This is a genomic window from Vibrio sp. 947, assembly GCF_033339115.1.
Lineage (GTDB): Bacteria > Pseudomonadota > Gammaproteobacteria > Enterobacterales > Vibrionaceae > Vibrio > Vibrio alginolyticus.
This window is the reverse complement of the sequence record NZ_JAWOTX010000022.1, coordinates 1-23,647: the sequence shown is the minus strand read 5'-3', so window position 1 is coordinate 23,647 and position 23,647 is coordinate 1. Positions and strand designations below refer to the sequence as shown.

Annotated in this window: 26 protein-coding genes; 10 read left to right on the top strand and 16 right to left on the bottom strand. The window is 37.1% G+C overall.

Going from position 1 to position 23,647, the window contains the following annotated elements; all coding sequences use genetic code 11:
• Nucleotides 1-2: 2 nt before the first annotated feature.
• Nucleotides 3-341, bottom strand: a complete 339-nt coding sequence (locus R7Q39_RS22080; RefSeq protein ID WP_318076840.1) for a hypothetical protein — start codon at nt 339-341, stop codon at nt 3-5.
• A 129-nt stretch (nt 342-470) separates the two neighbouring features.
• Between R7Q39_RS22080 and R7Q39_RS22075 the strand changes: the two genes are divergently transcribed.
• The 4 genes from R7Q39_RS22075 (at nt 471) to R7Q39_RS22060 (ending at nt 3,471) form a co-directional block, all read left to right on the top strand.
• Nucleotides 471-1,193 (top strand): hypothetical protein, encoded by a 723-nt coding sequence (locus tag R7Q39_RS22075; protein WP_318076839.1) that lies wholly within the window; start codon nt 471-473, stop codon nt 1,191-1,193.
• Between the two features lie 25 nt (nt 1,194-1,218).
• Nucleotides 1,219-2,034: an alpha/beta hydrolase gene (locus R7Q39_RS22070; RefSeq protein ID WP_318076838.1), complete on the top strand. Its 816-nt coding sequence runs from the start codon at nt 1,219-1,221 to the stop codon at nt 2,032-2,034.
• 542 nt (nt 2,035-2,576) lie between these two features.
• Nucleotides 2,577-3,128: a HEPN domain-containing protein gene (locus tag R7Q39_RS22065; RefSeq protein WP_318076837.1), complete on the top strand. Its 552-nt coding sequence runs from the start codon at nt 2,577-2,579 to the stop codon at nt 3,126-3,128.
• A 169-nt stretch (nt 3,129-3,297) separates the two neighbouring features.
• Complete coding sequence (locus R7Q39_RS22060; protein ID WP_318076836.1) at nt 3,298-3,471, top strand: hypothetical protein; 174 nt, start codon at nt 3,298-3,300, stop codon at nt 3,469-3,471.
• 119 nt (nt 3,472-3,590) lie between these two features.
• Here the strand turns inward: R7Q39_RS22060 and R7Q39_RS22055 are convergent, their stop codons facing one another.
• Together R7Q39_RS22055 and R7Q39_RS22050 are read right to left on the bottom strand one after the other, a co-directional pair.
• Nucleotides 3,591-3,944, bottom strand: coding sequence for a hypothetical protein (locus R7Q39_RS22055; protein ID WP_318076835.1), 354 nt, complete (start codon nt 3,942-3,944; stop codon nt 3,591-3,593).
• A 178-nt stretch (nt 3,945-4,122) separates the two neighbouring features.
• Nucleotides 4,123-4,713: a hypothetical protein gene (locus R7Q39_RS22050; RefSeq protein ID WP_318076834.1), complete on the bottom strand. Its 591-nt coding sequence runs from the start codon at nt 4,711-4,713 to the stop codon at nt 4,123-4,125.
• Nucleotides 4,714-5,091: 378 nt separating this feature from the next.
• Between R7Q39_RS22050 and R7Q39_RS22045 the strand changes: the two genes are divergently transcribed.
• Nucleotides 5,092-5,385 carry a hypothetical protein gene (locus R7Q39_RS22045; RefSeq protein WP_318076833.1) on the top strand — a complete coding sequence of 98 codons (294 nt, stop codon included), beginning with the start codon at nt 5,092-5,094 and terminating at the stop codon, nt 5,383-5,385.
• A 128-nt stretch (nt 5,386-5,513) separates the two neighbouring features.
• Nucleotides 5,514-5,891, top strand: coding sequence for a hypothetical protein (locus R7Q39_RS22040; protein WP_318076832.1), 378 nt, complete (start codon nt 5,514-5,516; stop codon nt 5,889-5,891).
• A gap of 249 nt (nt 5,892-6,140) precedes the next feature.
• On the opposite strand, the gene R7Q39_RS22035 is transcribed toward R7Q39_RS22040, so the two are convergent.
• From R7Q39_RS22035 to R7Q39_RS21990, 10 genes are all read right to left on the bottom strand, one after another.
• On the bottom strand, nt 6,141-7,280 hold the full coding sequence (locus tag R7Q39_RS22035) for a hypothetical protein (protein WP_318076831.1): 1,140 nt from the start codon (nt 7,278-7,280) through the stop codon (nt 6,141-6,143).
• A gap of 227 nt (nt 7,281-7,507) precedes the next feature.
• Nucleotides 7,508-7,804, bottom strand: coding sequence for a hypothetical protein (locus R7Q39_RS22030; protein ID WP_318076830.1), 297 nt, complete (start codon nt 7,802-7,804; stop codon nt 7,508-7,510).
• Nucleotides 7,805-8,604: 800 nt separating this feature from the next.
• Nucleotides 8,605-9,546: a hypothetical protein gene (locus R7Q39_RS22025; RefSeq protein WP_318076829.1), complete on the bottom strand. Its 942-nt coding sequence runs from the start codon at nt 9,544-9,546 to the stop codon at nt 8,605-8,607.
• A gap of 374 nt (nt 9,547-9,920) precedes the next feature.
• Nucleotides 9,921-11,297: a transposase gene (locus R7Q39_RS22020; RefSeq protein ID WP_318076828.1), complete on the bottom strand. Its 1,377-nt coding sequence runs from the start codon at nt 11,295-11,297 to the stop codon at nt 9,921-9,923.
• 219 nt (nt 11,298-11,516) lie between these two features.
• The gene (locus R7Q39_RS22015; RefSeq protein WP_318076827.1) at nt 11,517-12,368 is read right to left on the bottom strand and encodes a hypothetical protein; all 852 of its coding nucleotides are present in this window, start codon (nt 12,366-12,368) and stop codon (nt 11,517-11,519) included.
• 44 nt (nt 12,369-12,412) lie between these two features.
• The gene (locus R7Q39_RS22010; RefSeq protein ID WP_318076826.1) at nt 12,413-13,639 is read right to left on the bottom strand and encodes a hypothetical protein; all 1,227 of its coding nucleotides are present in this window, start codon (nt 13,637-13,639) and stop codon (nt 12,413-12,415) included.
• Nucleotides 13,636-14,277: a condensin complex protein MksE gene (locus R7Q39_RS22005; protein WP_020331331.1), complete on the bottom strand. Its 642-nt coding sequence runs from the start codon at nt 14,275-14,277 to the stop codon at nt 13,636-13,638. Before R7Q39_RS22005 ends, R7Q39_RS22010 begins: the two co-directional genes overlap by 4 nt.
• A complete protein-coding gene (locus R7Q39_RS22000) occupies nt 14,277-17,936 on the bottom strand; it encodes an ATP-binding protein (protein WP_318076825.1) in 3,660 nt (1,219 codons plus the stop codon). Before R7Q39_RS22000 ends, R7Q39_RS22005 begins: the two co-directional genes overlap by 1 nt.
• Before the next feature lie 153 nt (nt 17,937-18,089).
• A complete protein-coding gene (locus tag R7Q39_RS21995; protein ID WP_038129015.1) occupies nt 18,090-18,455 on the bottom strand; it encodes a hypothetical protein in 366 nt (121 codons plus the stop codon).
• Between the two features lie 4 nt (nt 18,456-18,459).
• The gene (locus tag R7Q39_RS21990) at nt 18,460-19,056 is read right to left on the bottom strand and encodes a hypothetical protein (protein ID WP_318076824.1); all 597 of its coding nucleotides are present in this window, start codon (nt 19,054-19,056) and stop codon (nt 18,460-18,462) included.
• A gap of 245 nt (nt 19,057-19,301) precedes the next feature.
• Here R7Q39_RS21990 and R7Q39_RS21985 point away from each other — a divergent pair, with 245 nt between their 5' ends.
• Complete coding sequence (locus R7Q39_RS21985; RefSeq protein ID WP_318076823.1) at nt 19,302-19,643, top strand: hypothetical protein; 342 nt, start codon at nt 19,302-19,304, stop codon at nt 19,641-19,643.
• Nucleotides 19,644-19,696: 53 nt separating this feature from the next.
• Here the strand turns inward: R7Q39_RS21985 and R7Q39_RS21980 are convergent, their stop codons facing one another.
• The gene (locus R7Q39_RS21980; protein WP_318076822.1) at nt 19,697-20,080 is read right to left on the bottom strand and encodes a hypothetical protein; all 384 of its coding nucleotides are present in this window, start codon (nt 20,078-20,080) and stop codon (nt 19,697-19,699) included.
• A gap of 309 nt (nt 20,081-20,389) precedes the next feature.
• Here R7Q39_RS21980 and R7Q39_RS21975 point away from each other — a divergent pair, with 309 nt between their 5' ends.
• Entirely contained in the window at nt 20,390-20,887 is a 498-nt protein-coding gene (locus R7Q39_RS21975) for a hypothetical protein (RefSeq protein ID WP_318076821.1), read from the top strand.
• A gap of 29 nt (nt 20,888-20,916) precedes the next feature.
• On the opposite strand, the gene R7Q39_RS21970 is transcribed toward R7Q39_RS21975, so the two are convergent.
• On the bottom strand, nt 20,917-21,849 hold the full coding sequence (locus R7Q39_RS21970) for a hypothetical protein (RefSeq protein ID WP_318076820.1): 933 nt from the start codon (nt 21,847-21,849) through the stop codon (nt 20,917-20,919).
• A gap of 243 nt (nt 21,850-22,092) precedes the next feature.
• On the opposite strand from R7Q39_RS21970, the gene R7Q39_RS21965 reads away from it, so the two are divergent.
• Nucleotides 22,093-22,497: a hypothetical protein gene (locus R7Q39_RS21965; protein WP_318076819.1), complete on the top strand. Its 405-nt coding sequence runs from the start codon at nt 22,093-22,095 to the stop codon at nt 22,495-22,497.
• Here R7Q39_RS21965 and tnpA read toward each other — a convergent pair.
• Nucleotides 22,494-22,907, bottom strand: a complete 414-nt coding sequence (gene tnpA / locus R7Q39_RS21960; RefSeq protein ID WP_138564053.1) for an IS200/IS605 family transposase — start codon at nt 22,905-22,907, stop codon at nt 22,494-22,496. The genes R7Q39_RS21965 and tnpA overlap by 4 nt on opposite strands.
• Nucleotides 22,908-22,931: 24 nt before the next feature.
• Between tnpA and R7Q39_RS21955 the strand changes: the two genes are divergently transcribed.
• A partial coding sequence (locus R7Q39_RS21955) for a transposase (protein WP_318076818.1) occupies nt 22,932-23,647 on the top strand: 716 nt, incomplete at its 3' end.

Sequence of the window (23,647 nt, the reverse complement as noted above, 5' to 3'; positions counted from 1 at the left end):
CCCTAGTCTTCAAATCGTTTAAAATATCTGTCCATAAGATCTTCATCTATCGCAAAACCATCCTCTGTTAATGTTTTATTAAATGCTTCAGAGTATTCTTCATCAATAGAATCATATGGCGTAAAGTTAACGACATGCTCGAATGTGTTTTTACCAGTTTTTATCTTCAGACTGTTACCTTCAGGAATTAATGTGAATTTCTTGCTCGCAGAATAATAATTTCCATACATGAATGTTACAGACTCCCCATTCGTAAAACTCTTACGATATTCCAAACATTTTACCGAGCTACCTACAAGATGTTTCGCTACCATTCTTTTAAATTTTTTTGATTTTTCCACAATAAACCTTTTTATTTGTTTAATTAATGGTGCTATTTTAACGGAAAGAATAAAACAAATAAATCAAGTGTCGGGATTATTTACATAGAGATGTAAGCCTGACACACTAAAAAATTGAGGAATTTAGATATGGTTTTGGGGTTATTAGATGTAGTAGCTATAGTTGGCGCGTTTGTCATTGCATTCTTCGTATTTGTAATTTCCATCAACATAATGGACTACATTAGGGAGTTACAAGGTAGAGAAAAGAGAGAGCGAGAAGCCAAACTTGTTGCAGATCGAAGAGAAGAGATTAAAGCCAGACTTTCAAGTTTAGTATTTTCGATGAATGCACTTCGTGATGAGTTGAGTAAATCAAGAAAAGACCAAGCCTTTCGTAGCGAACAAGCATTTTTGGAATGCCAAGACTGTAACGTGAATGAGATAGCTAAAGGTTACGTAGGTGAATCATCATATGATCTCGATGATGCAGAGAGTTCAATTACTGAAATTGAGCAAATGTTGAAGGGGCTTGCTAGCCGTGTAAACCAACAAGATTCGGTAAATAAACCACTATCTGAAGATGACTTCAAAAAAGTAGATATTGAAATTGAATTCACACGTAAGATTGATGCTGATGTATTTGGTATAGATACATTTTTGACTAAGTATGAGTTTAAGGTGGTATCAGATACAAATCTTTTGTTGTCATATAGTGCGATGAGTCAGGCGATTGATGATTGGCATCCTTGCGCTTTACTATCCGATTTCAAGCAAGATGGTCAGTCTTATGTGGGTACAGTTAAGTTCTTGTTTGATGATGATTTGCCTAGAGACATTGATACTGTCTGCTTAAAAGTATCACCATTCTAATTAATGTAGTAGTGGGTAATTTATTATGAAAGTTAAAGCTGCACTCATTGCATCTTCCATAATACTTGGAATGGCATTGCTCTTTCTACTGCAAAACGCTGCGATTTACCCAGCGTATTTCCGATCACTTCAAGAGTACGAACTTAGCAGCTCTGAAAACATGGTTGTTGGGAAGATTGTGGTTGATAACAATCAGATTAAAACTCTCTACTTTAAAGGAGATGAGTCAAAGCCACTCATTGTCTTTTTTCATGGAAACATGGAGTTAGTAGACGACTATGCTTGGAGCTTTAAAAACCTGTCCAGAGAGATTGGGTACAATATAGTTATGATTGAATATCCTGGATACGGTAATAGCGATGGATTTCCTAGTCTTAAAGGCTCCATAAAGGCAACGAATAAATGGCTAGAGCAACATTATGATGGGAGCGAGTTAATATTATGGGGGCGTTCTATTGGTTCAGCTCACGCAATAGAGCTTTTTGTTCAAAATCCTTCTGCTGTGAGTAATGTAATTATCCAATCTGGATTCTCAGACTTGTCGGTAGCAGTGACAGAATCAAAAGGTCTGAAAAGCCTCATAAACTCATTTCTATTAGAGGATTACAACTCGTTAAATAAGTTATTAGAAACTCCTGATTTAGCTAGAAATACTAAATTTACTTTGATTCACGGAAATAAAGATCAGTTGTTCAGCATTGAATCTGCGGTGAGTTTTAAGAATGCTCTAATGGCAGATGGCTTTTCTGTTAATTTCATTGAGTTTAACGGCGATCATAATTCGACTAACTTTAGTCATTTTAAGCTGCTTATGGGGCTTCAACACATCTTAGTGAAATAGATTTAAACTGTAATCTGCAAAAAATGCAGATTACAGTTTTTATGTTAAATTGCCTTAATATTCAATTACTTACAAAGATTCGGGGAGGGTCATAAGTGCTATTGCATTGCATTACACTGAAAGTGTGACTTAGATCACACTGGATTTAACATAATCCATATAATACGCACTTGGCACAAATAATGCAAGAGGCAAAAAGCTGTACAAATTCAGATTCTTAAGTCATTACTCAGCGATCAATTTGCAATTTCTAAATATCTCTATGCGATACCTATGGTTCTTTGATTAAAAATTTAATATTTTCGTTAGACTTATTTATTACGTATCGCCTATATTCGGCATAACAAGGAGTAAGTACCAGGTATAAAATCATTATTCCAAGTAACTCTTTCAACCCGCCATCGATTAAACCTTTTACTGAAGCGCTAACTCCAAAAACACTGTTTACCATCGGCTCTGTAAATCTGGATAAATCTACAAGTAGTCAGATCTTGACTCACGCCTGATTTATCTACATTATTAAATAAAAAGAGGCTTAAAATATGAAAAAGAAAACTTCATCTGGCTGCATTCATTCGTTTAAAAAAAGTGTATTCTTACCAGCATATCAAACTGCAAATGGATTTCAGGATTTGGCAGAACACGGATATTTATTATTCTTAAAGTCTATAAGTAAAAACATAAATAACGATCTATCATTATGTTTAGAATCTAATAGTCTTCACTCAAGCTGTATAAATGCATCTCTTGCAATAGAGATTTACTTAAAGTCATTCTTAATCAATCCGCAAACAAACAGGATTAATGGTAAATCAGGACATACCCTACATAATCTTTATAAAAGGATTCCTATAAAAGCTAAAGTACAGTTATCAGAAAGCTTAATTAAGCGTGGATGGGAAATAGAACAAGAATTATACAGGTACGCTAATTACTTCAAGTACTCAAGGTATCTTTATGAAGACAATAAAGATAAAATTGAAAAAGGAAGTAATATTCAGCAATTCGATTTTAAATCAGCATCAAATCAATTAATCTTGCTGTCAAGAGATATAAGGGAATCCGTCAAAAGCATAGTAGAAAAAGAGAAATAAAAAATATGACTTTTGATTAGCACCTCGCTTATAAGTTGCTAGATACCCTGCACCACCCTTTTCTCAACTAAAGTCCAGAGGTGTCGTGCTTAATCTCGCATGTTATTATATTCTTAATAATTAATTTTGGTTGCTTTAAAGAGCCACTTTTGACCCAGATATAAATTTCATGCAATCTAGATCTGCAAGAAGAAAAGAGTTCTTGGGATGTAGCAAGCTGCATAAAGCAATAGAGAAAAAAGAACAAGTAGCAGGTATAGCATGGATGGAAATTGACGGTAATAATGTCACATTTAACCTTTTCCAAAACAAGGATCAAGATTATGAAGTGACATTTATTTGATGGTCATTTCAGCAACTATTGTCCGAAACCCGCATATGCTCTGCTCTACCCTGAGCTATCATACCACTCCAAATATGAGAAAGAGCTGCTAGAGCAGCCCTTGGGGTCAAGACTTCATTTTAGTTATAGTATCTAGAGTAATACTCAGATTCTTTTTTCTTGTAAACCTGAAATCCAATAAGGCTCCAAGTTAAAATACTGTATGTTAGCAAAGTTAAACCTATCTGATCACGCACCCCTATAACAAGAGGCTTAAAGCCCTCATAAAGAACTCGATTTGCATCAGTTACATTGACAGAGTGGTAATAACTTAACATCATTCCAAGTATTATAATTAATGCTACGCAAGCGCTACACCAGACCAAAGCCATGCATTTAGGCTCAAACCTTAGAGCTTTATAGCAAATGAGCGCTTCCGTTAAAAACATTCCCACTCCGCCTATGAGTCCATATACGCCTGGATCGATTGTCATGATTATTTCCTTATATTTTTTGCTTAGTTTACCAGTTGCAAGAAGTTTTGAATAACTTTATATAATATTAATTACTTATCTTTTAAAGTTTGCTCACAACCCGCCAGATGCCCTGTTCTAACAATTTCGCATCTACTCGATACAAATGAATAAAGGACAGCAAATGAAGTCCTTGAAATCAGAATCCTGGACTATGTGAGCAGCCTTTATCTGTATTTTGATTCCTGTTCATATAGGCGAAATCTTCTAATGTAGGCTCATAGTCTTCAGTCTCGATATCAAATACAACATATCTACCGTCTGTAGTTCGACCCACATTTCCTTCAGTTAAATCAAAAGAATAAATACCCTTTGAAGCCAAATCTCTTAATGCCAGTTGAATTGATTCGAAGAATATAGCGTGTTCTTCAGAGAGGTCTATATCTGCCTTTGTTTCACATCCTAACATTGAATCAAAGTCATAATTGAATTTGTCTTCAGCATATTCCATTAAATCCTCAAATAATTGCTGAGCGATACCCGTTTCAACTTTCTCCTGAAGGATATAGTATTTGTCGTTGATAAGTTTACCGACATCATAAAACTCTACAGTATGCTGTGAGCGTTCATTCATTAAGTGTTTTGAATTAAGCGCCTCTGAAAAAGAGTTTGTGATTTTTAATACTCTACCATCATCAGTTTCGTAAGCTACTCCTTGTAGACCTGAGCCAATTTCTTTTAAAACTTTAATGTTAAGTCTGCACTCTAGAGCTTTGATTATCTTATTCATGTTTATTTTTCATTGCTAATTCTTAATCCTATTTTATCAAGCATAAGGAAAGTTATTCAATTCATTTAACAATTATAATTGTAGTAAACATACTATTTGGGTCTAGTTAGGTGTCGAAGTGTAACTTTAAGATCAAGCTCTATCCTTGCTCACACAGGTGGCACGAATCAGAGAAGAAAGTGACCAATCGGTATTGGGTAGCCTTGAGCTACCCTTTATTCATTAGTATACGGTTTAGTATGTGATTAATGAGCCAGTCAATTTACGTTGATTTTAAGGGAATTGACCGTATAATTAATTGAAAATAAAAATTGAGAGTTCAAAATAGAATTTCTAACTTATTACTTTATTGGTTCACTAGTCCTCTTTGCTTTTCTTATGTTTCTAAATAAAGGAAAAATCTGCGCGATTGAAAAGAAGAACAGGAAGTATTTGTATGCAAAATTAACAGTATATAGTTTACTGTTTGGCATCCTACTCCCTGCTTTAGTTTTAGCACCAGAAGCAATGGCTGGCTGGTCTGGTGGGCTTTTAAGCTTTGAAGACGATGATTCGGTTCTTGAGTCTCAGTATGCCCAAACTGAAGCATTTGATAAAGATATGACGCTTATAGGTTCTATTATCCTTATCGCCCTTTCATTGATAGCAGTTATTGTCCACATAGCCTCATAAGTTATGATGAATGTTGACTTTATTAATTAAACAAATAAAAAGACCATATTATGAGTAATATGACAGAAGACTATATATTTTTATCCGTGGTTTTGTTTTGCGCGTTCGCGGGGATTTGTCTAATCATCATGAACAAATTTGCACAAAAGATGAATAATGAAGATTTAGATGAACAAATTACTTCTTTTAACTCGTCAGGAGGAAACTACGTAGAAACTAAGAGATTTGGTACAGACGCAAGTGTATCTTGTTCGACAAAGCAAATTACACTTCTATACGGTAAACGACCATACTTAATCTCTGAGATAATCCAAGCGAAACCTTTAGCAAAAACGTCAGATAGATCTATGTCCATTAGCTTTTCGTTAGAATTAGAGGTTGTTGATGGCACCAAGAAAAGGATTAAAATGAGCAGCTTAGAAGAGCTTGTTGATACTATGCATTTTCTTTCCAGTTTAGCGGGTGGAAACATTCGCAAACAATCCAAAGACACTATTTCTTGTTAGTTTGTGGAAGAGTAATTATCGATATCCAGTGTTAAAACTTAGTTTCACTATAATTGTAAAAAGCCTCAGTTGGTAGCTGAGGCTTTTTAAGTGAGCTATAAATTTCGTGCCCTTTCAAACAAATTAATTTTATGGGTGGATTTATCAAATTCAATATAAGTAAAGGAGTACAGTTCTACTATAGGACATTAATTTAGTTTTGTTCCGCTATTGGCTGGAAATAAAAGCGCCCTTAAGAGCGCTTATAGATTAGAAGAGAAAATCTAAATCATTCTCTTTGGGCTTCATCTTCTTGAAATGAGTTGTCGGTATTTCAGTGAATGAGCGCTTGGAGCTAAAGGTTGACCCAGTTGCCTCATATGACTTACCTAGCTCTAAATATACGTCACCATCATACATACTCACAGTCAGACCTTGATCATCATTAGAATGGACTTCATCTAGAAAGTCCTTAGTAACCAAGATTACTTCACCCATAGTGGTATCGTTATCTTTTAGTATTTTGGCGCTAAAACCATTTACTTTACTGCTCTCAATTGGGAAATCTTTATCGTAAACGTATCCGAGCGTATTTGTTTCTAGATTATAGTGTTCATCATAATCAAATTGATCACGTTCACTTTCACGCGCATACTCTGGATAGTGCTCTTTCAGAATTGAAAAGTATGTATCTCTATCGACTGATATAACAGCAGGTGTGTACTTGTGCGTTGTGCCAGGAGTATCTTCATTTCCATCATAAAAGCTAGAGCGAATAACTGAGACTACACCATTTTCCTTTGAAGCTTTAACATTCTTGATTGATTCAATGGAAGTGTGTGTCTTGGTGGTGTCCTGTATAAGCATGGTATTCGGATCGATTAGGAAAGAGTTGATACCTTCTTTCTTCTTAACACCAAATCCTAAGCTCTCACTTTTAAACACGTCAACGATTTGGTCTTTTTTAGCCTCATATATGTTGAAGTACCTACCCTGCTCTAAAGGCTTAAAGAACGAGCCATCATCTCTAGATTCAATAAAGAACCTTCCAGAGTCAGTTTCAACATAGTATTCACCATCATTGCCATTTTTCTCGATATGCTTTTGCATTTTGTACAAATTTGCAAAGCCTAAGCCGCTAGCATTGGCAATGATGACTTGTGTGTTTCTCTCATAGTTTTTTGCGAGATCGTTTGCGATTGATGCGGATTGGTAATCTTCAATTTTATTTTTTGTGTAATCATCTGCTGGGTAATATACGCAAATTCCATCAGAAGATGTCATACTGTAAGAGTTTAAGCCAACGTACTGACCTAACTCTTTATTCTTGAATTCTTCAACTGTATCGTATTCACGCTCGAAGTTTCCATCAATAGCTTCGACCATAAACCTTAATTTGTCACTCATCATAAAACCTATAACTCTACTTATCTGTATACATTTTAGCAAATAACATACTTTGCAAACAGTTTTATTTTTTTACATATATGCGTACTTATATTGATAGATGAAATTATTATTCAACCGCCCTATTCACATGTTCATTACGAAAAATGAAATAAATTAACTTGATGATTTTAAATTTAAAGGCAGCATTGAAAATGCTGCCTTTATTGAAAATTAGTGTTCGCTATTAGCTAGAGTTTTTCCTTATGATTTCGCCATCCAAACTTAGTTAGTTTTTGTTGAAAATGCGCAGGTGAGCCAACGTAATCATCATTCATGAATGACTTTAATACTCTTTCCTTGATTTCCTTATCGCTGCTATGAAGATTAAGAGGAACTCGAATTTCGTATGACATTCCTCTTGATGGGTCTACGATGAAGTAAACTGCGTCTTCGCCATCTTGTTCTGTTAGGTAGCAATAAAGAACTTGTTCGAAATCATAGTACCTACCTGTTTTGAGTGTGAACTCATCTGGAATTTTCTTCATTTTCAACAACCATTTTGACTTTGTAAGTATTTTATTTTATTAGACAATCGTTATTTTATCAATGGTTTCGATGTTGTTAACAATCTCAATAAGGTAACTTGTTCTTCAATGAGATATCACCATAAATGAAAATCAAAATTTTACATTGTTCACATAATGTAACTACGGTTATTCGCATACCGATGTTATTTCTGCCCTAATGAACCTCCCAGCGCTAAAGGGCTGGGTTTCTGAATAATTGATGCCGAAGCCCAAATATTCATCCTGTTAGAAACATTTCCGATATAAAATATCAGTCGAAAGGTGCCTGTCTGAAAATGTAGTTGTTTTGAACAGAGATACTCAAATTAAGGGGGTTGATGATAGATTCCCTGGTTTTAATAAATCTACCACATCTACTTTAACCAGATACCCTAAAACTCCTTTCAGGAGTCATTAGATCGATGTCCTTATGCCTAGCTCCGCTACAAAGGTGCATAACCTTATGGATCTGCTCAAAGATACGGGTGACAATCAAAGCTTAAGAAATATTCTGGCTAAGCATTTAGAGGATAACTTGAACAAGATCGGTAGAGGGATGGGTGATTTATCACTCTAGAACGTCAATGCGCTGTTAACCTTAGCCAAATAATGCTTTACACTGTGAATAGTTTATGTATAATAAAAAACATTCAGAACCTACAAGCGATGTATAAGTCTTATGTGCTTTTATATCATTTGCGTTGTGAATCACTCTTAAACAGTTATTATGAAAAAAACCAGTCTATGACTGGTTTTTCTTTTTTTGTCTAAAGTGAAGTTCACATCGTTAAGGAGCTGTCAGACACTTCTGGTAACTCTGGCTCAAAAATACGCTTGTGTGAGCTATTAACAAAAGATTTTGCTTCATTGAAGCTCTTTTTGTTGATGAAAGAACACATGTTTTTCTGAGTTTCTTTATCGAATTTTGATATTACTGAAAGAAATTTTTCGGCCAACTTGTCGGTATCATGCTCGTAAGCAATTCTCTCATTAAGCTTCAATACTGCCTGGTTAATGGAATCGAGAAAATTGATGTCCAGGTGTGGATATTGATTGTGTATGTGATCTCTAAACAACTGATATCTGACCTCATCAAATGGAACATCTACCACCATAGGGGTTGAATATTGAGCCTCATTGATATTTCGTAGCGTATCTAATGACGGGTGATCTTCATTAATCAGATCCCAGTTCCATTGATCGGAAGATTGCCAGTTCGGACGGTAAGCCTTTTGGTTGAAAGCAGCAGCGTATGTCATGATCGCTGCAATGAATGGCTTATCTCCCTCTTTTGGTTCATCAGGTCTCGATTCAACCAGATAGAGCCATTTTTCTCGGTCAAGCTTCCCATCAACCCACTCTGCCCTAACGCCTCCATTATGGAAGTATGGTTCATCTTCTTCATCCAGATTCAAAACATCAATGTTGTTTACAGAGATTCTTCTGCTTTCACCATTGTTCAGGCACTCAAGTGTGAAATCATCAATTTCGGATGGGAAATCGTGTGTGCCGAGTCCTTCATCAACGTAGTCCCAAATTTCCGAGCGGTCTGCACTAAATCTTAAGTACTCACCTGCCAGTTCAATGGCAAAAAACTCTTCAAAACTCTTGAGAGTGGATGTGAGGGTATCTTGGCTAATATCTAAGTTGTTGACACCTATGGCTATAGGTACTTGAACTTTACCATTTTGATAAAATTGAACCTCGTTTACCTTCTTCATTTTCTTCTGCTTTTTCTATTGTTATTTTTTATATGATATAAAAAACAGGAAAAGAAAGCGAGTGGTATTGAAGTTTGCGTGTGGCACACACGCTTTATCCAGTATTCATGATGTATGCATAAATAACCCCGATATTGGAAAATCTCCGAGGGTAATATCAGGGTATATTGCCATTTTATTCATAAATGTGAATGTAGTGGTTGCCATTGGAGGGTTGTAAAAGCTAATCTGCAATAATGAACCTCCCAGCCCTAAAGTGCTGGGTTTCTGAATAATTGATGCCGAAGCCCAAATATTCGTCCTATTAGAAACATTTCCGATATAAAATATCAGGCGAAAGGTGCCATAGTTTTATGGTCTTATAGCTAACATCACTAGGATGTTAGCACCGCGCTTTCTTTGTCTCTCGTTTTTATACTGGTGTCGGCTCTGTCAGCCAGTTTTTTCTTTCTTGCTACGATACTTTTACGAGTTTTGCTTTTGGCAAACGTATGCTCTTTAATGTAATGTATCAGTCGTTTCTTTAGCACTTTTGATGCATTTGCATCAGCGTTATCTTCATTTCCGCATGATAAGCACTTAAAAGTCGCTTGGTCTGGACGCTCTGTATTTAAGCTACCACAACAAGCACACTCTTTTGAGCTATTCACTGGATTCAGTTCACTAATTACAATTTTACCCACTTTACGGGCTTTATATTCGATGTAAGTAGCCAGTTGACCTAGCGCAACGCCAAGCAGTGATCGATTCAGACCGCTTTTCGCTCTGGCTCTGTTTCTGGCATATCCTTTTCCATCTTCATTTTTCTTAGGTTTAGCACGTTTGGTCATGCCAGTTAAATTCAGATCTTCCAGACCGATAACCTGATTCGCACTTTCGACTAATGCTTTTGAAATGTGGTGATTATGATTGTTTCGGCAATCGGACTCTTTCGCCTGAATACGGCTGATCCTGGCCTGTACAATGCGTTGTTGATTCGTTTCACAAGCTTTAGTTTTGTTCTTATTCCTGCGTTTTTTACGTGCAAGAATGCGTTGATAATGCGCTATCTTTTTGGCTCTGTGCTTTTTACGCACCATTTCTTCAGGGCTGTAAGTGACTGAAAATCCATCGCTAGAGCAAAGGTGAAGCGCAATACCTCTATCAACTCCAGTCGTTTTAAGCTCAAGATCTTCATAAGATAAATGCGACAAATCTGAAAGGATTTGTTTTTCATCTAAAACCAAGAGACCATCATCAAAACTGCCAGATAAAGTGAATTTTGCACCTTGTCGTGAAAGCCTTATTTGATTCCCGATTTGTTCTGGTTTAAGAGGAACAGTGAGAGAGAAAACAATTCTTCGCTTCGCTTTGGCATGATTGTTAATCACGATCCGAGAGCCATTCTCGAAAGGCTCAACAAAGAACATTTCTTTAGTTAAAACAACACTTCGTTTTTTAAACTTGTTTTTAATTTTTGGAAACTTCCTAAGTCCTTTTCTCGCGGCTTCCGCATCAGAGAAAACCAAGCTTGCGGCATTGCGTAAAAGTTGAACTGGAATGTCTTTTAAAAATAAAAGCTCGGGATTGTTTTTGATTGAAGCGTAACCTTGAGCAATAAGCTCTGGCGTTTTGCTTTTTAGAAAGGTTTTATATTCATTAATCTTTTGATTTCGGATCACATTAGCAGCACCAATCCATTGAGCAAAAAGTGTGGCTTGCTCTGGATTAATCTTATCAGAAATATTGTAGCTAAAGCCTAATATTGCCAAGGTAAATCCTAATAAATCATTAGATTAATCGAAAGCTTAAGGTATCACGCATTACTCTATGTGGCAACAAAGTTTATTGTGAAAACAAGAAATAAATCAAGTTTGTTTTCATGTTCGCTCACCCCTCCCTGAAGGAAGGGGAATGCGCTCACACTTGTTCAAATTCTAATAAGAGCGATAGTGGTTTCAATCATAAACACTAATGACTTCGGTCAATGCTCACCAGCTTTTTAGTTTTAGCGGCTGCTCAGAGTGTATGATGCCCTCTTGAGTAAGTACCATGAGTTTGTTCGTCATTATGTTTATATGATCATTAACCCACTCAATGTTTTTATCCTTAAGCCCATCAACAAATCGTAACTGTTTATTAAAAACATCCTTTTTACCGTAATTTTGCGAATACAATTGCTCAGGGTTTGAAGGTATTAAGGTTCCCTTCGTAATTTCTTTTTTAGCAATGGCTAAATTGAAACCTTGTGGGTCGTAATCCATCCAGCTATAAGTAATGGTATTTAGACGCTCAATAGCCCCATCAATCGGAGACCTTGTGTTATCACCCCTGTATGCAATAAGAGGGTCTGCAAAATCATGATGCTTGGGTAGAATAGATGAAGACAATTTCTTGAAGGCAACATAGTTTTCCACAATGATAATTGAAGTATGCTCAACTGACTTAAGTTGCTCAGAATTCATAACTATTGAGATTGAAGGATCAAACAAGTGAGATTCAATGCCATTAATCTTCACGATTCCCATTAAAGATCGGACTTCAATATTCTTCTCTTTTGGCGATTCAGTAGCGAGCTTTTCATTGCCAGATTTATTAGAAAATGTAGTCCTGTCACCCTCTAACGCGATTCTTAAATCTAAATTAAAACGACTTTTTATATTGTTAATTATTTTTATTTTGTCGTTTGAATTGAATTTAACATGCGTCTTCGACACTCTTTTCCCAATCCCGAAGTCCTCGTGCAAAGATTTTATGGCATTGGTAGCCATGCAGGTGCTATCAGTAGTTTTGTTGACTATTCCGTGCAGTCTATTGATGTCTGATTTCGTTAATTTATTCATTTTATTTCTACAGAATTTAAGGTATCCCGCTTAGCGGGATACTGTTAATGTTGGTATTCTACAGATACCTCTTTCAAAAGTAGGTTTCCGAAAGTGTCATAGCGTTTATCGCCATCCAATTCGATCTTAAACCTGCTTCTATAAAGATTATTCAATTTAGCGTGATACATTGTTAAGCCAAATAGCCACTGGTCTAGGTCATAGACTAGCCCCTTCTCACTATGATATCTCTTCGCTGACAATCCGTTATTGGTACGGGTTTTTTCTTTGACAACTTCTGTGAGGAAGCTGCGGCAATCAACTTCAAACTGACCTCGCTGTAATGTGACAATCTTTTCGGTTTGCAGCTCTTGTGCCTCAACGCTTTCAGCCTCAATGACTTCACTTTTTACCTTCGTTAACTTATCGTTTCCATCTTTGATTTTCTCAATCGTATCTGTCACAAACTCGTCATTTTCATCAGAATCTATATCGATAACAGCACTTTGAATTATTGGGTCTGGAATCAAGAACTGGCTTTCACCGTACTGCTCATCGGTAAACTCATCAATTTCATATGAAGGACTAAGCATCCAATAGTCAGAGAATGCGGTGATAAGCTCATTGCTTTTACTGTACTCTTTAAACTTGATCGAGTTTTCAGCAAGTTTGTTCAAGATTTCTGTCATTTCAGCGCATAGCTTGATGACAGGATCTATCAGTTCTTTTTTGATGAAGTTGTAAATTTTATGGTCGATATTTGGTGCCAATAGAAAATCATCTGAACTGAACTGCCTAAATGCTTCAATTACATCGCGACTAATCCTTGCTGAATCTTCATTGAGCTTAATTTTTTCCTCCAGACGTTTGATGTGAGAAAACTCACTATTTGCGCGTCTACGAAGTTTTGCGACTACATCTTTAGCTTGGTGCGCAGTAGCAAAGCTTTCATCCGTTATCAGGAAGAAGGCATTATCCATACCGATCATGTCATTGTTGTACTTAGCAACTGAATATGCACTGATCTGATTTAGGATCACCTTTTTGCGTTCATTGAAATCAGTATCAATGTATGAGCTGGTTTCTTTGCCGAAAATTGAGTCAAAAAAGTTTCTCAATTTCGGATTCAGGCGATACCCCTCAGAGGTGGCATAGACTACCCGTTGGGTAGTCAGTTCCAATGCTCTTTCCCTATTCTGGGTTTCTTCAATCTTTGTTCCTTGATTGTATACGTCATCAAGAATGTCAGAGTTCTTCTTTAAAAGATTGATAAGCGTTGATAATTCACTCAAAACAACACTCCTTGCTTAGCACTTTCATCACGAACTTTTTCGATAATTTTTTCTCGCTCATTGATGAAATCAAGGTAATCAATTAAGAATGAAATTTTCCCTGTGACCAGGAAGATGTTTCGATTTTTATTAGGTTGAACAAGGTATCCTTCACGAACAAGGTACTGCAACACCATCATGATTTGGTCGTGAAGGTTGTCTTTCAGCTTAGAGCCTTTCTTGATGCTTGGAGATTGCGACAAGATACGGAATCTCTCCTTACAAGAGTCATTATTTTCTGCGTAGCTCTCAATTGTAGCCTCAACGATCTCTTGACCCTCGTACAAGCCCATATCGCTTCTTAAACCGTCCAGAATGACGCGAATTGACTCAACGGCTGGCTTAACACTATTTCTAGCCTGCTCGATGTTCTTGGCGATTTGAGCGCGGTTTTCTGAGGTTATCTCTTGATATGCTAGATAGAAACAATTTTCGTTGTTGCTGCTCTTCAGTGTTTTACCAATTTGCTTAACAAATACATCTACGCTGTATTGATTTTGGCTGTCATTAAGATAGTTATGTGCTTCAGGTTCGGTGATTTTGCAAATGAATGCACCACTCAAAAGTAAGTTCACGGTTTTTTCAAATAGTGTGCTCATTACGCATTCTCCATCATTAGTGCTAGCTCATCTTTTTCAACGTTGTTCTCTACTAGGTATCCATGTTTGCTAATGTGATACATCTTGCCAAAGGAGTTCATCAAATCGATATTCGGCTCTGGTAGAGCTGTAGCGATGGCTATGTTGTTATTTTCAAGAATGCCGATAAGTCTCAGCGTGTTTTCAGTAGAAAGCTTGCCTAATTCGTCTACAGGCCATTGGATAGAGACAAGGCTAGCGCCCCTCTGCACCTTAATCATGCCTAGATACAGTGTTGAGATGAATAGGAATGTAAGACCGTTACTACTCATTTTCTCAAGGTCAGTCGCTGTGCGAGCGGTCTTTCTTCTGCCATTTTCAGTTACAGCGAATACGACATTAAACAAGTCTTCAATCTTAACGTCTGAGTTACCGATACGTTTAATATCGATGATTTGCTTCAGGCGATTTTTGAATGTTTCACCAGGTAGAATATTCTCTTTGTAATCGCTTTCTTGCCAGCTTGTGTAGGCATCACAAAAATCAACAATGCTTTCCCAACCGTGGATTTTATGGATTACGGACTCTAGGTTGATGCTGATATCTGTAATAGAGTCGTAGTTTGAGCACCCGTTTACTGCATCCGAAATTTTTCTTCCAAGGTCGTTAATCGTTCTAGAAATGCCATTTAGCTGGAGTTTGAACTCATTTACACCATGCCCCATAGCTAAGGCATTACTGATCACGATCTGTTTGAAGCCTGGAATGATTTCATGAACGATTTTGTTAAATGCGACAATTTGAGCGCGGTAAAGTCTGTGACTATTGCTTGTGGTCATCATCCCGACTTCATCATTCCAACATTTACGGATATCTTCGCTGCCATTACTAACCAACTCTTGTTGAATTGAAGAAAGCTCGCGCTTAACACTCTTACCCATAGCAATTGTTTTGCTGACAAGTTTCTGGTTGGTGGCTACAAAGTCCGAAATATCAAAGTCATTAGGAAGCTCAGCATCGTGGACTGTTTCAATACCCATATCACTCAAGCTTGAGCTTAGAGATGTTAGGTTTGATTTTAGCTCTGTCAAAGCATCAATCTTTCTGTTTAGTGCTGACACTTCAGTTTCGATATCGGCTTTCTTACGAGCGTAGTCTTGCTTCGCTATTTCAACTTTTTGAGTCAAAAGTGATTGCTCTTGCAGTAAGCTTTGCTTTTCAGCTATCAGGTCATCGAGACGCGTTAAGTCGTCCTCTTTGAATTTTGTATAGCTGTTGATTAAAGGTTCGTAGCTTCTGTACTCTTCAATCGTTTCAATGAGCTTGTCATAGCTTGCTTTAACGGCGCGGTAGGCTTCATTGTCGAAATCGATGTCATTGATGCGAGCGTTAGCGTCTTCTCTAATCGCTTTAATGTCTTTCTTTAAACGGTCAATGCGCTGCTCAAAAATGTCTTCACTTGCTTCGCGCTTTTCAGAAAACATGGTGTCGCAGTCTGACTTTGCAGTAAGGTGTGAAGCATTAAGCTCTTCAATGCTTTCATCTCTTTTCTCTGTGATAGCAGCAATGTTGCGTTCAGCCTTACGAAGCATCTTTTCAGCGGCTTCTTTTCGCTTAATGAGTGAGGCTTCTTTTTCCGCGATAAGAGAAGCTTTCTTATCTGACAAGAACTCCCTTTTCGATTTGTTTTCATCGATCAGAGTTCTTACTTCATCAAGTTTTTTGTCAAGTCGCTTAAGCTCAACGTTGTTGGTTGCAATTTTGGCATCGATTTCTTTTAAACGTTGACGTATAGCTTCAGTTTTTTCGTCAATTTCTGCGATTTTCTCATCAAGGATAATGATTTGGTTATCCATGTCTTCGAATTCGCTTGGTGACTGAAGAGAGTCGATATCTAGGTGTAGACCGTAGATGCCAGCATCAATATCGATTTCATCAATATGAGCACTTAAATCGGTTCTGAGAAGCAGTTTATGACCAAGTACCTTGATGATTGGGTTGTTGATTAGTTCTGGATCAATAGCGCGAATCGCATTAAGAGCAGAGCCTTTTAGTCCGTTCTTCAATTCATCCAGTGTTTCAATAGATTTTAAGTGAGCGTTTTTCTCATTCAGAAATTCTTTAAGTTGTGATGTGATTGTATTTTTTTCACTCAACAGGTCTGAATTCTGGATGCTGTACTTTTGGCTGCTCAAGCTGCCACTCTCGTTAAGAAGCTCAACTTCTCTAGTGTGAGTCTTAGAGATTTCAGCCGCTATTGCTACCACTTCTTCATCGAGAGGTACGGATAAGATAGCGTTGCTTAATGAGGATATCTCTGCTTCAACTTTGTGCTTTTCACCAATCGAAATTTCGCGCTCTTGAGAGTATTGTTTTTCAATCTGACTGATAAGTTTCGAATGATTTTGCTCTAGAGAAGACTTGGCAATCTCATGCTCTCCATCAATTGCTTTTAATGCGGACTCTTTCGCTTTCTGTTCGCGCTTAATGTCTGCATTCTTTTCTTTAACACGAAGCTCTGACTCAGTATTAATTTGCTCAATATCTTTAGAGTGAGAGCTATAGTAATCAAGATCAGACTGAAGCGTTGCAACATCGGCTTCTTTTTCAGGAATGGACTCAAACAACGCTAATTTGTGCTCAATCTCCTGGTCGATGAAGTGATCTTGCTGACGGTTGATTTTATCGATTTGAGTTGAAGCACCGCTAATGCGACCCTTTAGATTGGATAGCGATTCACTACTTGTCTCAATTAATTGATTCTTCGCGTTTTCAGCTTCTTTCAGTACCGACTTCTTGCCCTGCACCGATTGTTGAAGCTCTACAAACTGCTCAGTAATTACCTGCAAGGCAGATTCGATGTACTTAGCTTGAACTTCAAGCTGGTCTTCGTTTTCAATCAGTTCATTGCCGTTTTCAAGAGTGGTCATGTAAGGCTCTTTTTTAGACTCGAACTTGCTGACAACTTCGTAATGCTCAATCCAACGCTCAGCCTCATTCGGGTTAAACTGGAGTTTGTAGTCTCCACCGCTTTGATGCATGATTTTTGCTAATAATGATTTGATATCAGGAATGCTAACCTTACCCGTTATCAAGGCATGAACGATGTAATCGATGTGTTTAAGGTTGTTTCGACCACCTGTTAGTGAGTATGGATGGAAGTCTTTTTCAACGGTTCTTAACTCATCATTTTGCATAACCTTACGGAAGTCTGACTGTGTAGGTACTGCTTTAGTGAAGTTAATAAGGCGCTCAGACCATAACGTATGCAATTCATGCGGTTCGAGCGCAATGAACTTACCTTCTTGCTCTTCATTAAGGTAATCAGAAGCATCAAACGGCTTGGCTACGAAACGATACTGAACTTTAGGCTCGATGCTGGTGGTATGGTGTCTAGATAGAACCACTTGAGCCACATTGCCTAAATGTGTCACGTACTCATAGACAATGTATGAGTTTTTATATGGAAGGTAAAACTGCACAAAATTGTCAGTATTTTCAGATTTCTTTGAGATTTTGGATGTTTTCATGCCGAAAAAGGCTGGAATTAGCTTAAGAAAGCTAGTTTTACCCGCGCCATTATCACCCGTAATCATGGTGTTGTTACCAATCTCAACTTCCGATACAAGCTCCTTCATGTAGGAATTGATCAGTATGATTTTTCGTAGACCTTTTTTCATATTTGATGCTTATCTTTTTATTGATTAATAAAAAACAATTAGACAATAAATTGAGTCCAATTTCAATAATAAGAATCAAGTATTTAGGTGAAAAAATCTGATATGTATTATGTTGCATCATCCTTGATGCAAGTGGATGTTGATACTTAATGGTTAAGGAGCAAGGTCAGAAGATGGAGTTAGCTTAAGAATCTTAGAATGGTACTTAAGCTTTCGTGTGTCGCCTACCAGGATAAGTGTGCCAATCTCTTTCAAAGACTCTTGCCATGTCTCGTAGCCGTTACTTTCGTCCACATCATTATCAGGAAGCAGCTCAAATTCAGATAAGCATTCATTATTGAGCATTATTAGCACCATATCTGAAGCAATCCCCTCGGACATTTCAGATTCAACTCTATCTTTTGCGTGATACTTTGCATGTTCGATATGGGTTGTCACATAAAGATATCCCATATTACAGTTGGGATTCCAGTTATCAGAGGTGGTGCCGTGAAAAAGCTTAAGATCAGTAATATTCATGAAGTCACCTCTCTATATCGTAAGAGCGATCTTGATGTAAAGAATGGTATTGTTCATGTTTAATCTTGTTAAGCTCCGCATCGATGTCTAATTTTCTCAATATGTGCTCATCATACCGCATATCGAAAACCGCAATCGTCCCATCTTCCTTAAGACCAATATTGTCATGATGTAGATCACTTGAAAAAAGTCTGTTTTGGTGGTCTTCGGTGAATAGCTCAGCGATGTTTTGCTGAAGATCGTAAATGCTGTCGAAGTATTCATCCTCATCGATATCGACTTCCTCTATCCCCATATTCTTCGATTTGGCAATTGAACAGAGTGTCTTGAATTGTTCTTTTAGCTCTTCACATATTTCAAGCTTTTCCATTAGTATGCCCATACTACCGTCTAGAAATATTCGTGTGTCATAAATCTCGGCAAAGTGCTTTAGAGACTTTCCTTTAAGATTATGAGCATGTAGGAACTCTCCCACATCGCCTGTGATTTTCATTACCTTGTCATCACTGGTTTTGAATGCAATTCCATTATCACCAGCACCCATGTATTCAGCGATCTCAATTCCAAGCTTTTCCGCCCAAGCTTCACAATACTTATTCATAAATAATATCTCTATTAATTAGTTTATTTATTAAACATACAAAATTCGAGTGTTCAGAATATTCTGAAAATCAAAACGCACAAAGAGCGAGAAAACCATTCGAATATTCGCCAATTAAATTGGCGTTTTAATAAATTTTATCATGAAGGCGATCTTTAACAAATAAATTAACTGAATGTTAGGGTTGACACAATTGTGAAATGATCAGCATAATACTGTACATCCATACAGTGTACCATGAGGGGATGATGATCTTTGACGCACCTAGTTTTGTCGTTCATCTAAGCGGTTATGAAACCGTTACTTTAGATGATCAGGGGGAAACGCTGTACGGCAACTCATTGATTCAAAACCATTTGGAGGTTGTGAAGGAAAATGATGAATCTGAACTAATTCAGTTTGGAGGCTTTATAACGTCAGATAAGCCTGAGAAAGCGGCTTGGATAAAAAATCTGATTTTGATAGGTTTTGAAGGAGAATATTTTGACAACTTAAACAAAGATTACGTGAAAGCTATTATTAAGAATGAACGTGTTTATGTGCTAATAATGAATCAAAAACCAGTTTTTATAGAAAATTATTTATGAAAAAATACAGGCTGTTTAGACCTGCATTTATAATTTATCAACAAGAGACGGACTTACGAAAACACAAATATGCGTTTTTGTGGTTCGTCAAACTGAATGCCGTGAATACACTTTAGCTCTTCACAAGCATTAATCTCAGCGATAATCGCTTCAGAATTTGCTGGGAATTCAGGATTGTCTGGAATTTCAATCTGTTCATAGCTAAAGGATTCTCCACTATAAACGCAGGTCGAACCATGTCTCTTGTCGTGCAACACGAGTACATATTGTTCGTGATCACCTATGGAACATCTATCAAAGTAGTGTCCATATTTTGAAGCGATCTCGTTCAGTTTTTTATCGATACTGTCGATCAATTCCCATGTTTCTTTGCCATTAGTGTCTGCTCCATCAAGAGTAGAAATTCTATTGATAGATCTTTGTAGATATAAACTCACAATTTACCTCTTTTATTAATCAATTATTGATAATGACTTTACTTTTGCCCCCATCTTTAGAGAAAGGGTCTTTTCCTAAATTGTTTTCAAACAACGTACAAAATCTGAATGCGTCTCTAATATCATTTGCAAATGGAATAGTAATGGAATCACCATTTATAAAGTAGACGGTAATATCTGCAACAGGCTTTGATAAAATCTTAACCTCGATACCTTTTCAGGTTTTGAGCGCAGAAGCTCTGCGTTGGCATACGCTTTGACTAATTATAAGATATTTGAAGAAGATCTGGATTTTGATGAAGAGTCAGAATGGGTGGAAATGGCGTTCTGTATCAGTGTCAGTACAAGGATAGAGAACCGAAAATGTTAAATCATATTCCAGTTGATTCTGTTTGCACTGTGTTACCGACTGTATACCAATTGCTTAATGACATTGATGATACCCTTTTTCGCGACACTAAACAGTTCTCTGAGTATGCTAACAACTTCGACTCTGTCTTTGATTTAATAGAAGATATTAATGAGTTAAGGAATGATTACGAGTTATCAAAAGAGAAATTTGATGAGCTTATTTCGCCCATTATTGATACGTGCGGTACTTCAATTGCTATTGCGATGGAAAATGGTGAGGCTTTAAATGACGAGTATCTGGTATACAGGACTTCTGATGTAAAGGTGTTAAAGGTGGTGCCTGTTTATAAGAAAGATATATTGAGACTCCCAATTAATGAGAGGCGTAAGCTACCAATCGATACAATCCAAAAAATGGATAGAGAATACCTTGATGGAACTGTCCTTTCCAGATAAAAAATGGAGCCTTCAGGCTCCATCAATTCTCAACTTTCTGCTTTCTTCCTGTTTATTACATCTTGGTGCATCGCTATTAGCATAGTGCCAAATAAAAACCAAATAGTAGTAAAAGCCTGGAATAAATACATGAATATTTTAGAGGCAAAGAATACGTGGGCTTCATGTGTGGGTTTATCAATCACAAGGTAAGAAGCGTCTTTATTTACGTATGTTTCAATGATGAAGAATTCATCGATTAAGTTTGTGTAAGTGTATGAGAAATACCCTACTTCACTTTTCTTCAGTGTGTTATGGACATCAATAATGACATCTTTAGTCTCGCTGATGCTCGGCACTCTTTTCGCTAGATGATTGATTGAGTCTTCAAATTCTTCACCTGTTGTTGATATGCATAATAAATAATTGCCCTGACAGTACCCGTCAAAGAATTCCTTTTTATGAATATCAGATAGAATTGATTTTGTCTGAACACTTCTCGTATCGTGAGAGAAATTAAATTGATTGATCACGATAAGCTGGTGGAACAATATAGCGACAGTAAATGATGCAAGGAACATGATTGATGAGAACATTTTGAAAAATGAAAACTTAATCTTTTTCAAGATGATTCCTAGTATGTTCCATATCGAAATGATTGATACTGCCAAGTATGTAAAAAAGCCAATTGTGTTAGGGTTTGGGAAGTGCATACCCATTTGTTCCATGACGTAGACCACTACGTCCTTTATATCGATAAAGTAAGCAAGGCTTCCCCCAACCAGTAGTGAAATCACACCATACTTGAAATCGTACTTGTCTTTGAATGTGCCAATAACGGCAAGTGTAGCAAATACGTATAGCCCATAGTAATCAAGAGCGATGTAAGTAGCGTTTTCATTAGCTAGCATTAGAATGTACACCATAGATAGATGCATTACTGCTAGCGAGAAAAACTCAATTCGAGTCTGTTTAGATATCATTGAGATTTTACTCTTTTGTTTGTTTTTTCAAGGTTTTTGTTTTTATAATCATAGCTTTCACTTCATGAATTGTACACAACAATGTTTACAAAAATGTTTTGTTTAATAAAAAACGACACAAAAACAGCGTATTGACGCAAATTTTCATCGAAAATTAGAAATAGTCTTGAAGGTTAAGCACTGAACGGTGTTGATATTCGACAAAAAAATAGAATAACTTCAGAAAAAATCTAAAGAGAAAAAATGATGTCAATTCTAAATAATATTAAAGATAAAAAACAAGAGAGACTTGATAGCGTTGTGGTGACAATCGATGGGGTGACAGTGCATGTATATGGTATTCTTCATGGAATCACAGGCGGTCCAAATCTTGACTATGTAAAAGCTGTAAATGAAACCATTAAATCTGCACCAGGCGCAAAGTATTGCGAGAAGTCAATGAAGCAAATGTATGATGGGCTAGACTTTGATGTTAGCGACTGGATGGTTTTTAAGCCTAAAGAAGCATTTAACTTTGCATTTAGGTCGATGATCCATCCAAGATTTATCTACCCAATAGCGCCAAGTGCTCCATCTAAATCTAATGAGCCAAAGCGAGTTAATTTAGGTGGTGGTGAAAGGCGCACCACCACGAAGTGGTGGCTTTAATCAAATCCTTCCTGCTGAGCTAAATATTGCTTCACGATTTCAAGTGGCGCACCTCCGCAACTAACCAGACAATAACTTCTGCTGTAAAAAACTGGCTTCCAGTAAAACTCACCCAAGTGTTCGGAAAACTCCTTTCGCACAAGTCTTGATGTAGCAGTTTTTAAACTGTTCACCATTTTACTTGGTTGCATCTTGGGATTAGCAGAAATTAAAAGGTGAAGGTGATCTGGCTCACCATTGCACTCCAAAAGCTCACAATCCCAAGATTTTAACAACCTTTTGTACTGAGATTCTAAGTACGCGGCAACCTCTGGCGTGATACAGCGACGACGATATTTAGTTACAAGAACTAAATGATAGTGAATATTATAAACGCTGTGATACAGCGTGTTTAGGGCTTGTTTTTTCATAACAACTAAATATAATTAGTTGTTATGAAAAAAGCAATCCGTAAAGTTACATATAAAATGAAACCATCAGTTTCTCAAGAAGAATCGCTGATGGATTTGTTTGTCCACCATCACCAGTTGTACAACTGGGCTTTACGTGATCGCATCGAAACATATCGTGATTCTAATTACGGTCTTAACTTTCACGAACAGTGCAAAATCAACACTCTGTGGCGTAATAATCGTAAAGCGCATGGCATTTTCAATGCTAATGCTCAGAGTGAGCAAGTCACATTAAAACGTGTTGCACTGGCTTTTGACGGTTTTTTTAGACGGCTCAAAAAAGGTGATAAGAAAGCTGGATTCCCACGTTTTAAACCATTTCAACGCTTTAAAGGTTGGGGCTACAAGGCTCATGGTGATGGTTGGAAGCTCAACCTGAAAGAAAAAAAGCATGGTGCTGTTTATTTGGCTGATGTTGGTATCGTTAAGATCCGAGGTAAAGCTAGAAACACAGGAGGCAAGCCGAAAACTGCCGAAATCAACCGAAAGAATGGTGAGTGGTTCATTTCAGTTTCAATGGAGTATGACACCATTGAGAGAAACTGCGGCACTAAAGCTGTTGGCTTGGATTGGGGTGTTTCTCATTACTTTTCGACTATCGATCAGGATGGTAATTTTGAGCAAGTCGAAAACCCCCGTTACCTCAGAAACAGCAAAGAGCGATTAACCTCTTTACAACGTGACCTCGCGTTAGCGAA

Excerpts from the sequence above, each read along its gene's own strand:
- R7Q39_RS22075 (WP_318076839.1), top strand. The coding sequence starts at position 471 with ATGGTTTTGGGGTTATTAGATGTAGTAGCTATAGTTGGCGCGTTTGTC.
- R7Q39_RS22070 (WP_318076838.1), top strand. The coding sequence starts at position 1,219 with ATGAAAGTTAAAGCTGCACTCATTGCATCTTCCATAATACTTGGAATG.
- R7Q39_RS22065 (WP_318076837.1), top strand. The coding sequence starts at position 2,577 with ATGAAAAAGAAAACTTCATCTGGCTGCATTCATTCGTTTAAAAAAAGT.
- R7Q39_RS22060 (WP_318076836.1), top strand. The coding sequence starts at position 3,298 with ATGCAATCTAGATCTGCAAGAAGAAAAGAGTTCTTGGGATGTAGCAAG.
- R7Q39_RS22055 (WP_318076835.1), bottom strand. The coding sequence starts at position 3,944 with ATGACAATCGATCCAGGCGTATATGGACTCATAGGCGGAGTGGGAATG.
- R7Q39_RS22050 (WP_318076834.1), bottom strand. The coding sequence starts at position 4,713 with ATGAATAAGATAATCAAAGCTCTAGAGTGCAGACTTAACATTAAAGTT.
- R7Q39_RS22045 (WP_318076833.1), top strand. The coding sequence starts at position 5,092 with ATGTTTCTAAATAAAGGAAAAATCTGCGCGATTGAAAAGAAGAACAGG.
- R7Q39_RS22040 (WP_318076832.1), top strand. The coding sequence starts at position 5,514 with ATGAACAAATTTGCACAAAAGATGAATAATGAAGATTTAGATGAACAA.
- R7Q39_RS22035 (WP_318076831.1), bottom strand. The coding sequence starts at position 7,280 with ATGATGAGTGACAAATTAAGGTTTATGGTCGAAGCTATTGATGGAAAC.
- R7Q39_RS22030 (WP_318076830.1), bottom strand. The coding sequence starts at position 7,804 with ATGAAGAAAATTCCAGATGAGTTCACACTCAAAACAGGTAGGTACTAT.
- R7Q39_RS22025 (WP_318076829.1), bottom strand. The coding sequence starts at position 9,546 with ATGAAGAAGGTAAACGAGGTTCAATTTTATCAAAATGGTAAAGTTCAA.
- R7Q39_RS22015 (WP_318076827.1), bottom strand. The coding sequence starts at position 12,368 with ATGAATAAATTAACGAAATCAGACATCAATAGACTGCACGGAATAGTC.
- R7Q39_RS22005 (WP_020331331.1), bottom strand. The coding sequence starts at position 14,277 with ATGAGCACACTATTTGAAAAAACCGTGAACTTACTTTTGAGTGGTGCA.
- R7Q39_RS22000 (WP_318076825.1), bottom strand. The coding sequence starts at position 17,936 with ATGAAAAAAGGTCTACGAAAAATCATACTGATCAATTCCTACATGAAG.
- R7Q39_RS21995 (WP_038129015.1), bottom strand. The coding sequence starts at position 18,455 with ATGAATATTACTGATCTTAAGCTTTTTCACGGCACCACCTCTGATAAC.
- R7Q39_RS21990 (WP_318076824.1), bottom strand. The coding sequence starts at position 19,056 with ATGAATAAGTATTGTGAAGCTTGGGCGGAAAAGCTTGGAATTGAGATC.
- R7Q39_RS21985 (WP_318076823.1), top strand. The coding sequence starts at position 19,302 with ATGATGATCTTTGACGCACCTAGTTTTGTCGTTCATCTAAGCGGTTAT.
- R7Q39_RS21975 (WP_318076821.1), top strand. The coding sequence starts at position 20,390 with ATGGGTGGAAATGGCGTTCTGTATCAGTGTCAGTACAAGGATAGAGAA.
- R7Q39_RS21970 (WP_318076820.1), bottom strand. The coding sequence starts at position 21,849 with ATGATATCTAAACAGACTCGAATTGAGTTTTTCTCGCTAGCAGTAATG.
- R7Q39_RS21965 (WP_318076819.1), top strand. The coding sequence starts at position 22,093 with ATGATGTCAATTCTAAATAATATTAAAGATAAAAAACAAGAGAGACTT.
- tnpA (WP_138564053.1), bottom strand. The coding sequence starts at position 22,907 with ATGAAAAAACAAGCCCTAAACACGCTGTATCACAGCGTTTATAATATT.